Source organism: Azotobacter chroococcum, from assembly GCF_002220155.1.
GTDB classification, from domain to species: domain Bacteria; phylum Pseudomonadota; class Gammaproteobacteria; order Pseudomonadales; family Pseudomonadaceae; genus Azotobacter; species Azotobacter chroococcum.
The window spans coordinates 1023335-1035317 of record NZ_CP011835.1 but is presented as its reverse complement, the minus strand read 5'-3'; the positions used below and the strand labels follow the sequence as shown (position 1 = coordinate 1035317).

The following is an 11983-nucleotide window of genomic DNA, read 5'->3' as shown; positions in this document are numbered from 1 at the left end:
CCGATCAGCGCTGGCCGCCGCGCCGGTGGTGCCTGGGCCAGCTGTCGGCGGCATGCGCCCAGAGCCGGCGGTCCTTCAGCTCGGCGGTGCGGATATAGCGCGGCGCGCCGCCGACCTCCTCCAGCTCGGTCATGCCCGCCAGCTCGTCGACCACGCGATAGCGCTTGCCGACCCGCTTGTCCTCGAGGGGATAGAGTTGGGCGATCTGTTGGACGAGTTCGGTCAGGGTGGACATACCACAGGGCTCCGCATGGCGATGGCAGCTATTTACAGAAGATTGGTTACGGTTCCGCGACAGGGCGACCAGTGCCCGCTGCTGGTGCGGAAAGCCGGCCGGCCCTGCGGATTCGCGGAGCCGGGCCGGCCTCAAGCATATTTCACGCCATTTCTGCAGAAGCTGACTCAGGACAGGGCGAAGCGCCTTTCCAGGCTGCTGTAGCCCAGGCCCACGCCCTTGCTCACCCTGAGTTGCACCGGAATGCGCTCCTTCAGCGCCTCGACGTGGCTGATCACCCCGATGGTCTTGCCGCTGGCGTTGAGGCTGTCCAGCGCATCCAGGGCGACCTCCAGGGTCTCGCCGTCGAGGGTGCCGAAGCCTTCGTCGAGAAACAGCGAGTCGATGCTGGTCTTGTGGCTGACCAGATCGGACAGCGCCAAAGCCAGCGCCAGGCTGACCAGGAAGCTCTCGCCGCCGGACAGGGTGCGGGTGTCGCGGGCCGCATCGCCCTGCCAGGTGTCCACGATCTCCAGCTCCAGCTCGCCGCCGGAGCGCCGCGCCAGCTGGTAGCGGCCGTGCAGGCGCACCAGCTGGCGGTTGGCCAGCCAGATCAGGTGATCGAGGGTCAGGCCCTGGGCGAACTTGCGGTACTTGGCGCCGTCGGCCGCGCCGATCAGTCCGTTGAGGTGCTGCCAGAGGTCGTACTCGCCCTGACGCGCAGCGATCTCGGCGAACAGCGCCTGCTGGCTTTGCCGGCGCTGCTCGTCGGCGGACAGCGTGGCGCGGATTTCACCCTGGCGCTGGGCCAGGCCCCTGAGCTGCTCGGCCAGGGCCTGCAGCTGCTGCTCCAGCTCCTCGCCGCTGGCCGTGGTCCCGGGTTCGGCCAGTAGCTGGGCGAGCTGCTGCTCGGTGGCGGCGAGCAGCGCCAGGGCCTCGGTCCGCGCCTGCTCCAGACGCGCCCTGAGGTCCTGCAGAGCGGTGCGCTGCGAATCGTCGAGCAGCGCGGCCTGGAACGCCGCCTCGTCGGCGAAGGGGCTTTGCGCCAGCTGCGCCTGCCAGTCGCCGGTGCAGGCCTCGAGTTGCCGGCGCTGCTGCTGCAGCTGCTCCTCCAGCGAAAGCAGACGCCCGTCCAGTTCGTTGACCCGGCGCCGGGCGGCGTCCGCCTCGGCTTCCGCGTTGCCGAGGGCGACGTGGGCATCGGCGCTCTCCGCCAGGGCGGCCCGCCCGGGCTCGCCCAGGGCGCTCCAGCGTTGCTGCCAGAGCGCGGCCTGCTGCTCCGCGGCCTCGACGGCGGCGTTGTGCGCCAGCTGCTCGCGCTCCAGTTGCTGCAGGCGGCTCTGCCCCTGCTGCCAGGCCTGCCAGTCGGCCTGACGCTGTTCGAGCCAGGCCGCGCCATCAGTCGGCAGCGGATGGCCGAAGGGGGCGAGATCTTCGGCCAGGGCCTGCTCGCACTGCTGCAACTGCGCTTGGCGCTGCTGCAACTGATCGTCCAGCTCCTGCAGCTGGCCCTGGCCGCTGCGCAGGCGTTCTTCGAGCAGTTGCAGCTGCTGGCTGCCCTGCTCGCAGCCGCGCTCCGCCTGCAGGCGGAGGTTGCCGGCCTGCTCCACGGCCTGCTTGCTCCGCTCGAGTCGCCGCAGACGCAGTTCGAGGGCCTCCAGCTGCTCGCCCAGCTCGCTCCGGCGCATGGCCAGCGCCGCCTCGTCGGCCACCTCCGCGCCCAGCTCCCGGCACAGCTGCCGCCAGTGCTCGCGCTGCTGCAGCAGCTCGGCCTCGTCCTGTTCGCGGCGCTGCTGCAGGGCCTTGAGTTCGGCCTCGAGGACGGCCAGTGCATCCCTCGCCGCCTCCCCCTGCCCGCGCACCGCTTCCAGCTCCGCCTCGCCGGCCTGCAAGGCGCGCTCGCTGGCGGAAACGTCCAGCGCCTGATAGGTCTCGACGGCCGGATGCTCGTGGGAGCCGCACAGCGGGCAGGCTTCGCCAGGTTGCAGCTGACTGCGATAGGCCTCCAGCTTGAGGATGCGCTGCTCCTGCTCCAGCAGTTTCCTCCTGGCCGCGACCAGGGCCTGCAGGTCCTTGTAGCGCAGGCGCAGGAGTTCCCGCTGGGTCTGCTGCTCGCTCTGGCGCAGCTGTTTATCAGCCAGCTCGGCGGCGCTCCCGGCCAGGCGCGCCGCGCTGCGGCTGCGCTGCTCGGCGTTCTGCTCCAGTTGCTGCAGCAGGTTCTGCCGGGCATGCAGCTGCTGCCAGTGTTCGCGCAGCGCGCCTTCGGACTGCCCCTGCAGCAGCGCGGCCAGGGCGTCTTGGGCCTGCTGCTCGGCCGAGCGGGCAGCGGCCAGCTCGGCCTGCTGGCTCTGCAGGCGCGTCTGCACCTGCCGTTGCTGCTCGGCCTGCCCGGCGAGCGCGGCCCGCTCGCCCTGCTGCCTGCGCTGGAGCGCAGCGATTTCGCCTTGCCACTGCTGGCGACGCTCGAACTGCCCGCGCCAGGCGCCGAGGCGCTCGCCCAGCTCGGCATGCCGCGGCTGTTCGGCCAGCTGCTGCACCAGTTGCCTATGTTGCAGCTGCAACTGCCGGGCATGCCCCTGCGCCGCTTCGGCGACCTGCCGGGCGAGCTGGCTGGCCTGCCACAGGCGCAGGCCGACCGCGTCGGCCGCCTGCTGCCGGTCGATGCGGGTCTGCGCCAGGCTCCGCTCGCCCTGCTCCTGCTGCAGCCGGGCCTGCAGCCAGGCCCGATGGGCCGGCAGCAGGCGGGCAGCCGGCTCGCTCGCCGCCAGCCGCGCCAGTTGCGGCGTGGCCTCGGCCAATGCCCGTTCGGCCTGCTGGCGCGACTGCGCCGCGCCCTGGCAGCGCTGCTCCGCCCTGCTCAGATCCTCGCGCCACTGGCGCTGGGCCTGCAGCTCGCCTTGCTGCGCCAGCAGCGGCGCCTCCTCGGCGGCCAGGCCGGCGGCCTGCTCCTCCAGGGCCTGGCGCTGCTCGTCACTCAAGAGCTCGACCCCGGAAGCCCTGGCCTGCAACTGCTCGAGGGCGCTCTTCGCCCCGCGGCAGCGCTCGAACACCCGCCGGGAGATCTGCCCGTAGATCTCGGTGCCGGTGAGCTGCTCGAGCAGCTCGGCGCGGCTTTTCGCGTCGGCCTCGAGGAAGGCGGCGAAACCGCCCTGGGCGAGCAGCATGGAGCGGGTGAAGCGCGCGAAGTCCAGGCCGGTGAGCGCCTCGATCCGCGCGAGCTTGTCGCCAACCTTGTCGGCAAGGATGGTCCCGTCCGCCGCGGCCAGCTCGACCCGGGGCATCTGCAGCGCGCCGTCGGCCTTGTCGCGGGCGCGGCGCTGGCTCCAGAAGGCCCGGTAGCCCTGCCCCTTGACCTCGAACTCCACCTCGGCCAGGCACTCGGCGGTATGCCGGGTCATCAGCTCGTTGGACTCCTTGGACAGGCGGTCCATGCGCGGCGTGCGGTGGTAGAGGGCCAGGCAGATGGCGTCGAGCAGGGTGGTCTTGCCGGCGCCGGTCGGCCCGGTGATGGCGAACAGGCCGTTGTCGCAAAACGGCGCCTCGCGGAAATCGATCTTCCACTCGCCCTTGAGGGAGTTGAGGTTCTTCAGGCGCAGGCTGAGAATTTTCATGAGGGAGCTAGGGGCTGTTGACGTTTTGGCGTGAACCGCGTTGCCGCAGAGGGGCGGCCATTCTGGCATTGTCGGGCGCCCCAACGAACTCATGTCCGAAAACGAAGCGCTGCTTCATTTCGTCACTTGGGTTGGACATCACCCTCGGAACCCGACGCCTACAACCGGGAGCTGCAGGTCGTAGGCGATCGAGGCAAGGCGTGTTGCGGCGACGGTCACGACGCCGGCGACAAACGCGCCCGCGGTCGGCACTTTCAATGCCCGGAGCACCAAGTAGAGCAGGATGCCTGCTATCGCTGCAGTTGCGTAGATGTCCTGACGCAGTATCAGCGGCACCTTGGCGCTGAGCACGTCGCGAACGACGCCACCACCCGCGCCGGTCAATGTCCCCATGAGAATGGTGACCAGGGGATGGCAGCTCGCCCGCTCGGCGACCTGGGCCCCCGAGATCGCGAACAAGGCCAGGCCGAACGCATCGGCAACAACCAGGGCATCCCGAGGGACAGGAAGATACTGAACCCAAACCACGGTGAACGCCGTTGCCGCCAGGATGGTGAGAAGGGGACCGGAGTCCTTGATCCAGAAGACCGGGTAGTGGCCGAGCAGGACGTCGCGGATCGTGCCACCCCCCACGGCGGTAATCGAGGCGAGGACGAGCACGCCGAACAGGTCGAGCCGGGCGAGCAGGCCGGCAAGGGCGCCGCTGGCGGCAAAGACGGCAACGCCTAGCAGATCGAGGACGTACAAGAGCATCGGTGGTGCCCTGTGTGATGCCTGATGTCGAAAAGTCCGAGGGCGTGCCACTGGCGGCACGTCCCTCGAAGCGTAGTGTTAGCCATATCCTGACCTGCCATTCAGCCCTGCTCGGCCCGCAGGCTTTCCAGCACACCGCGATACAGCGCCTGCAAGCGCTCCACATCGCTCTGCTCCAGCGCCTCCTGCTGCAGGCGACGGGCGAACACCTCCTCGGCGGTAAGCTCGTCCAGCGTCTCGCGTGCCTCGGCCAGCTGGCCGGCACTGGCGCTGCCGCGTTCTCGACGGACACGCAGCACCTCGACCGGCAGCCCTTCGCACAGGACGCTGACGCGCTTCTGCAGGTCGCTCAGGTAGTCGTCCGCGCTCACCTGCACCTCCAGCCACACCGGCCGCTCGGCGCTGCCCTGCGCGGCCGCTTCGGCGATGGCGCCGGCCAGCTCGGCGAGGGAGCCGCGCAGCGTGACCAGCGGCTGGAAACAGGGCACCGGCAGCGGCGTCACCGCCTCGAGGCCGTCCTCGTGCAGGTCGACCAGCAGCACCTCCTTCTGCTGGCGCGCCTCGTCGAAGGACAGCGGGATCGGCGAGCCGCTGTAGCGGATATGCTCCAGCCCGCCGACCTTCTGCGGGCGGTGGATGTGGCCGAGGGCGATGTAGGCCGCCGGCGGGAAGGCGTCGGAGGGGAAGGCCTCGAGGCTGCCGACGTAGATCTCCCGCACCGACTCGCTGGCGCTGGCGCCGACGGTGGTCAGGTGCCCGCTGGCGACGATCGGCAGCCTGCCGCCCAGCTCCGCACGGCGCGCCTCGGCGAGGGCGAACAGCGCCCGGTAATGTTCGTGGATCGCCGCCTGCAGCGCCTGCTGCTTGTCCTCGGCGCTCTGCCCGGCCTCGCTCTTCAGCACGTCGCGCGGGCGGACGAAGGGGATGGCGCAGAGCAGCGCCCCCGGCGTGCCGTCGCGCCGCGGCAGCAGCAGGAGCTGCTCGGCCGGGTCCGCCGCCACCCCCGGGATCACCCAGGTGTCCAGGCAGGCCAGCAGGTCGCGCGACTCGCCGAGCGTGGCCACCGAATCGTGGTTGCCGCCGAGCACCACCAGCCGCGCGCCGGTCTCGCGCAGCGCGACGATGAAGCGGTTGTACTGCTCGCGGGCGTAGCTGGGCGGCGCGCCGCTGTCGAACACGTCGCCGGCGACGATCAGCGCGTCGACCGCGTGCTCGTGCACCTGTTCGATCAGCCAGGCGCAGAAGGCCTGGTGCTCGGCCTGGCGGGTCTTGCCCATGAAATGCTGGCCGAGATGCCAGTCGGAAGTGTGCAGCAGGCGCATGGCGGTCCGTCGTCCGGGGAATGGGAAAGCCGCGAACCATGGCACTTCCCCGCCCCTGGTGGCAATCCTCCGGCGCCTTGGCTCGGAACCTGTTCAGGCGATGCTCTCGACGATCCCGCCCTCCACCCGCAGCGCCGCGCCGGTGGTGGCGCTGGCCTGCGGCGAGGCGGCGTAGACGCAGAGGTGGGCGACCTCCGCGGGCTCGGCGAAGCGCCGCAGCAGGCTCGACGGACGATGGCGCTGGATGAACAGCCGCTCCATTTCCTCGGGGGTGACGCCCTCCTGGCGGGCCATCTCGCCGATGAAGGCGATCACTCCCTCGGTGCGCGTCGGCCCCGGCAGGATGCTGTTGACGGTCACCCCGCTGCCGGCCAGCACCTTGGCCAGGCCGCGCGAGACGCCCTGCAGCGCCGCCTTGCTGACCCCGTAGTGGACCATCTCGCTGGGGATGTTCAGCGCCGACTCGCTGGAGATGAACTGGATGCGCCCCCAGCCGCGGGCCTGCATGCCCCTGGCGTAATGGCGCGACAGGCGGATGCCGCTCATCACGTTGACCTGGAAGATCTCCTCCCACTCCTCGTCGCCGATCTCGAAGAAGTCACGGGCACTGTAGATGCCGAGGTTGTTGACCAGGATGTCGGCTTCCGGCTCGGCGGCGATCAGCGCCTGGCAGCCGGCGGCCGTGCCCAGGTCGCAGGCCACGCCGCGGGCCGAGGCGCCGCCCTTCGTATCGCGCAGCTGCGCCAGCGCCGCGTCGACCCGGGACTGCTCGCGGCCGTTGACGATGACGGTGGCGCCGGCCTCGGCCAGCCCGCGGGCGATGGCCAGGCCGATGCCGCCAGTGGAGCCGGTGACGAGGGCAGTCTTGCCGGACAGGTCGATGATCATGGGCAATCTCCTTGTGTTGTGATTAGTCGAAACGGAAGGCGGACAGGGTGGTTTCCAGCACCCGGTCGGAGAACACCCGCCGGCCGCTTCCGTCGGCCGCCGCGCCGGCGACCACCATGAGCGGCAGCAGGTGCTCCTCGGCACGCGGCGGATGGCAGAGCCGCGCCGCCGGCGCCGCGTCCCAGCGCGCCAGCAGGGCCGCGCGCTGTGCGGGTTCGGCCGCCACCGTGGCGGTCAGCCACTGGTCGAACTGGTCGGAAACCGGGCCAAAATGCGGGTCGCCGTAGCCGCGCATGTTGTGGAAGCTCATGCCGCTGCCGACGATCAGCACGCCCTCCTCGCGCAGTGGCGCCAGCGCACGGCCGGCGTCGAGGTGCGCCTGCGGGTCGAGGTCCCCGCGCAGCGACAGCTGCACCACCGGGATCTCGGCGGCGGGGAACATCAGCTTCAGCGGAATGAACATGCCGTGGTCGAAGCCGCGCTCCGCATCCTGCCGGCTGGGCAAACCCGCCGCACCGAGCAGTCCGGCGACCCGCGCGGCCAGCGCCGGATCGCCGGGCGCGGGATAGCGCAGCTCGTAGGTGTGCGGCGGAAAGCCGTAGTAGTCGTAGATCAGCCCCGGCTGGCGGGCGGCTGTGACGGCGAACGCCGGCTCCAGCCAGTGCGCCGAAACCATCAGGATCGCCCGCGGCGGTTGCGGCAGGCTGCCCGCCACGCTCTTGAGGAAGGCGGCCATGGCATTCCAGGCATCCGGCGGATTCCAGTCCATGAAGAAGCAGGGACCGGCGCCGTGGGGCACGAACAGGGTCGGCAGGGTCGTTTCGCGGACGGACATGGCAGGCTCCTGAGCGGTAAGTGGCAAGGAGTATGGACCTGCGCCTGCGAAGGGATAATCTGCCAGTCCGCAGCAGCAGTTCTCACTGAGAGTAGGAGACCACCATGCTCGACCGCATCACCGGCATGCGCGTCTTCGTCCGTGCCGCCAGCGCCGGCAGCCTGTCCGCCGCCGCCCGCCAGCTGGAGATGTCGCCGGCCATGGCGACCAAGCATGTGGACGCCCTGGAGCGGCGCCTCGGCCTCAAGCTGTTCCAGCGCAGCACCCGGCGCCTCGGCCTCACCGACGCCGGCAGCCAGTACCTGGAGGCCTGCCAGCGCCTCCTCGCCGAACTCGACGAGGCCGAGGCGACGCTGGTCTCGCAACGGGTCGAGGCCAGCGGCCTGCTGCGCATGAACGTGCCGCTGAGCTTCGGCAGCCGCTTCATCGCCCCGCTGCTGCCGGCCTTCGCCCGCCGCCATCCGGCGGTGCAGGTCGAACTGGGCCTGACCGACAGCCAGGTCGATCTCATCGAGGAGCGCTGGGACCTGGCGGTGCGCATCGGCCGGCTCGCCGACAGCCTGCTGCAGGCGCGCCGCCTCGGCGACTGCCCGATGCTGGTCTGCGCCGCGCCGGACTACCTCGAGCGGCGCGGCGTGCCGCGGCGGGTCGCCGAGCTGGGCCAGCACAACTGCCTGGGCTACACCCTGTCGTCCTGGGGCGGGCGCCGGGAATGGGCCTTCGGCCGCGACGGCAGCGTGCGCGTGGCGGTTTCCGGCGACCTGGCGGCGAACAACGGCGACGCCCTGCTGGCCGCCGCGCTCGGCGGCCAGGGGCTGATCTACCAGCCGCTGTTCATCGTCGCCGACGCCCTCGAGCGCGGCGCGCTGGTGCCCCTGGAATTCGACCACCCGCCGCATCCCCTGGGCGGCATCCACGCCCTCTACCCGCCCGAGCGCCGCCCGCCGGCCAAGGTCCGGGCGATGCTCGACTACCTGGTCGAGTCCTTCGCCGCCCGCCCGGCGTGGCTGCGCTGACCGGCGGGACGGAACGCGCGTCCTGATGCCTTGCGCATCGCTCCACTACAAGGGTTAGATGCCCCTTTGCACAACAACAACCCGATGCGAAGAGGCCCTTGCCCATGAATCGAACCAGCCATATCGACCTGTTGATCTGCGACTGCGACGGCGTACTGATCGACAGCGAGATCATCACCGGCCGCGTGATCCGCGAGGCGCTCGCCGCGCTGGTGCCGGAACACGAGCTGGACGCGCAGCTCCACGGCTCCTTCGGCCTGCAGAGCCGCGAGATCATCGCTCGTGCCGCCATGCATTTCGGCCTCGACCTGCCGGAGGACTTCCATCCCAACGTGCGCCGCCGCGCCGAGGAAATCATCCGCGCCGAAGTGCAGGCGATCGCCGGCGTGCGCGAGGCGCTCCACGCCATCGACCTGCCGCTGGCGATTGCCTCCAACAGCCAGCACGAGGCGGTGCGCCATGCGCTCGAGCGCACCGGGCTGACCGGCCGGGTCGATGTGGGCGTGTTCAGCGCCGACCTGGTCAAGCACCCCAAGCCGGCACCGGACGTCTACCTGCTGGCAGCCAACACGGCCGGCGTGGACCCGCAGCGTTGCCTGGTCGTCGAAGACAGCGCTACCGGAGCGACCGCCGCCCTGACTGCCGGCATGCAGGTGATCGGCTTCCTCGGCGCCAGCCACATCCCCCCCGAGCAGGGCGAGGTTCTACGCGGACTGGGCGTCGAGCACCTGCTGCACGACATGCGCGAGTTGCCGGCGCTGGTGGATAGATTGCGCTACCTCAGAACTGCCGAAACCTCCGCCTGAACATTCGCCCATTACCCCGGGCACCAGTTCCCTCTCCCCCGCGGAGAGGGAAAAACAGCCGCTCTCCCTCCATCCGCCGAGCCCCTTGCGACCGCCTGCTACAGTTAAGGAACATCCCGCAATGGAGAGCGACCGATGCTCACGATCAGTACCACTCTTATTCTTGCGCTGTTGGGCTGCGCCCTGATTGGCCGGAGGCTGTATCTGAATCGAGGGATGCGAGCGAGGGCGTCACATCAATTCGACGGTACGCGGAACGATCCATGGGACCGGCAAGAGATCGTTGCGCAGGAACAGGCCTGGCAGCACCTGCAACAGCTGGCGGACCGCAAGAGAAGACGATAGGAGGCAGGCAAAAAGCGAAAAGCCCGCAGGACGCGGGCTTTTCAGGCTGCGTGAAGCACGACCCGCGCGAATGCGCAGAGCTACGAGACATACCGCCGAACCACCCTCCGCCAGTCCCTCCAGAGATCCCACGGCGCTTTTGCCGGGGCCCCGCCCCACACCTGCGCCACTCCTCGGGTAAACTTCCGCGTCCCTCTTTCCACTGCCCGAGACCGCCGTGCCGATACGCCACTGCATCGTCCACCTGATCGACAAGAAACCCGACGGCAGCCCCGCCGTGCTGCATGCCCGCGATTCGGCACTGGCCGAGTCGCAGGCCCTGGAGAACCTGCTCGCCGACCTCAACGACAGCTACAACGCCAAGCAGGGCAAGGCCTGGGGGCTGTTCCAGGAAGAGTCCGGCGCCTATCCCTTCAGCGGCTGGCTGAGCGGCTACCTGGACGGTGCCCGGGACTTCGTCGCCTTCAGCCGCCAGGCCGTCGAGCACCTGAAGGCGCTGATGGAGGAGTCCAACCTGTCCACCGGCGGCCATGTGCTGTTCGCCCACTACCAGCAGGGCATGACCGACTACCTGGCCATCGCCCTGCTCCACCACAGCGAGGGGGTGACCGTCACCGACAGCCTCGACGTCGCGCCGGCCAAGCACCTGGACCTCGCCCAGCTGCACCTGGCGGCGCGGATCAATATCTCCGAGTGGCAGAACAACCAGCAGTCGAAGCAGTACATCTCCTTCATCAAGGGCAAGAACGGCAAGAAGGTTTCGGACTACTTCCGCGACTTCATCGGCTGCCGGGAGGGCGTCGACGCGCCCGGCGAGACGCGCACCCTACTCAAGGCCTTCAGCGACTTCGTCGAGAGCGAGGAGCTGGCCGAGGAAGAGGCCCGCGAGAAGACCAGCGCACTGGTCGACTACGCCAGCACCCAGGCCCGCCTCGGCGCGCCGATCGCCCTGGAGGAGCTGTCCGGGCTGATCGACGAGGAGCGCCCGCGGGCCTTCTTCGAGCACATCCGCAACAAGGACTACGGCCTGTCGCCGGAGATTCCGCCGGACAAGCGCACCCTCAGCCAGTTCCGCCGCTTCACCGGGCGCGCCGAGGGCCTGTCGATCAGCTTCGAGGCGCACCTGCTCGGCTCGCGGGTCGAGTACGACGAGGCGCACGACACCCTGACCATCCGCCAGTTGCCGAGCCAGTTGAAGGATCAGCTCAAGCGCCGCAAGGATCAGTAACCCGCTGCCCGCGCGGGTTCAGCGGCCGGTGACGCGGAAGCCCAGGCGCGGCAGGTGCACGTGCAGCACCCCGGCGCGCGGGTCCTCGCGGCGCACGATCAGCTCCTCGAGCCCGGCATGCAGCAGCTCGCCCTCCACCGGGTCGACGCCGTAGTCGGTGGCGGCGACGGCCACCTGCTGGCCGACGCGCCAGCCGTTGCTCTCGAGGCCGGGCTCGGCTGGCAGCGGCGCAGGAGTCGCCGTGCGGGCGATCTCGATGGCCTCGGCAGCGGACAGCTCGCTGTACGAGCCATGACCGAAGCCCAGCACCCGGTCGAGCCAGGCGGCCACCGCCGGCCAGGCGTCGACCAGCCCGGCGGTGAGCGGCATGGCGCGCAGCAGCCAGAGCGAATGGGCCACGGCGAAGTCGGCCAGCGAGGGTTCGCCGAACAGGTAGTCGCCGTCCGCATGCGACAGTTGCTGCTCCAAGCGCGCCATCAAGGTCGGCCACTGCTGGCGGGCCTGCTCCAGCGGCAGGCGATCGAAGGTGCCGCCTTTGAACAGCGCGGCGCGATCCGCGACGAAGGCCTTGAGCTCGCCCGGCAGCGACTGGGCGAAGCGCTGGGCGACCGCCTCGGCCTGGAAGGCCAGGCTCGCCGCGTGCAGGAACAGTTGGCCGTCGGCCCAGGCGGCGAGGCTGGCGACGTTGAACTCCTGCCCTTCCGGAAGCAGCGGCGGCAAGGCCTTCTCCGCCTCCAGACGACGGGCGATCAGCGCGCTGTCGCAGTAGATGTCGGCGCCGATCTGCAGCACCGGAGTGCGCCGGTAGCCGCCGGTCAGGGCCAGCAGATCGGGCTTGGGCATCACCCGTGGAATGATCACCGAACGCCAGGACAGCTGCTTGAAGCCGAGGATCAGGCGCACCTTCTCGGCGAACGGCGAACTCGGGTAATGGTGCAGGACGGGCTCGTGCATCGCGGCTTTCT

10 protein-coding genes are annotated in these 11983 nt (G+C 70.0%); 3 read left to right on the top strand and 7 right to left on the bottom strand.

Going from position 1 to position 11983, the window contains the following annotated elements; translation table 11 throughout:
* Positions 1-4: 4 nt before the first annotated feature.
* The 6 genes from ACG10_RS04775 to ACG10_RS04750 all read right to left on the bottom strand — a co-directional run bounded on the left by ACG10_RS04775 (position 5) and on the right by ACG10_RS04750 (position 7623).
* Positions 5-235, bottom strand: coding sequence for a hypothetical protein (locus tag ACG10_RS04775; RefSeq protein ID WP_039805707.1), 231 nt, complete (start codon positions 233-235; stop codon positions 5-7).
* A 167-nt stretch (positions 236-402) separates the two neighbouring features.
* Positions 403-3825: an SbcC/MukB-like Walker B domain-containing protein gene (locus ACG10_RS04770; RefSeq protein ID WP_089167338.1), complete on the bottom strand. Its 3423-nt coding sequence runs from the start codon at positions 3823-3825 to the stop codon at positions 403-405.
* 138 nt (positions 3826-3963) lie between these two features.
* On the bottom strand, positions 3964-4578 hold the full coding sequence (locus ACG10_RS04765; protein ID WP_089167337.1) for a trimeric intracellular cation channel family protein: 615 nt from the start codon (positions 4576-4578) through the stop codon (positions 3964-3966).
* 101 nt (positions 4579-4679) lie between these two features.
* Positions 4680-5900, bottom strand: coding sequence for an exonuclease subunit SbcD (sbcD, locus tag ACG10_RS04760; protein ID WP_089167336.1), 1221 nt, complete (start codon positions 5898-5900; stop codon positions 4680-4682).
* A gap of 93 nt (positions 5901-5993) precedes the next feature.
* Positions 5994-6788, bottom strand: a complete 795-nt coding sequence (locus ACG10_RS04755; protein WP_089167335.1) for an SDR family NAD(P)-dependent oxidoreductase — start codon at positions 6786-6788, stop codon at positions 5994-5996.
* Between the two features lie 22 nt (positions 6789-6810).
* The gene (locus ACG10_RS04750; protein WP_089167334.1) at positions 6811-7623 is read right to left on the bottom strand and encodes a DODA-type extradiol aromatic ring-opening family dioxygenase; all 813 of its coding nucleotides are present in this window, start codon (positions 7621-7623) and stop codon (positions 6811-6813) included.
* Positions 7624-7727: 104 nt separating this feature from the next.
* Between ACG10_RS04750 and ACG10_RS04745 the strand changes: the two genes are divergently transcribed.
* The 3 genes from ACG10_RS04745 to yejK all read left to right on the top strand — a co-directional run bounded on the left by ACG10_RS04745 (position 7728) and on the right by yejK (position 11018).
* Positions 7728-8639, top strand: a complete 912-nt coding sequence (locus ACG10_RS04745) for a LysR family transcriptional regulator (protein ID WP_089167333.1) — start codon at positions 7728-7730, stop codon at positions 8637-8639.
* 104 nt (positions 8640-8743) lie between these two features.
* Entirely contained in the window at positions 8744-9445 is a 702-nt protein-coding gene (locus ACG10_RS04740; RefSeq protein WP_089167332.1) for an HAD family hydrolase, read from the top strand.
* 562 nt (positions 9446-10007) lie between these two features.
* Positions 10008-11018: a nucleoid-associated protein YejK gene (gene yejK / locus ACG10_RS04730; protein WP_089167331.1), complete on the top strand. Its 1011-nt coding sequence runs from the start codon at positions 10008-10010 to the stop codon at positions 11016-11018.
* Positions 11019-11036: 18 nt separating this feature from the next.
* On the opposite strand, the gene ACG10_RS04725 is transcribed toward yejK, so the two are convergent.
* The gene (locus ACG10_RS04725) at positions 11037-11972 is read right to left on the bottom strand and encodes a glutathione S-transferase family protein (protein ID WP_089167330.1); all 936 of its coding nucleotides are present in this window, start codon (positions 11970-11972) and stop codon (positions 11037-11039) included.
* Positions 11973-11983: the final 11 nt, after the last annotated feature.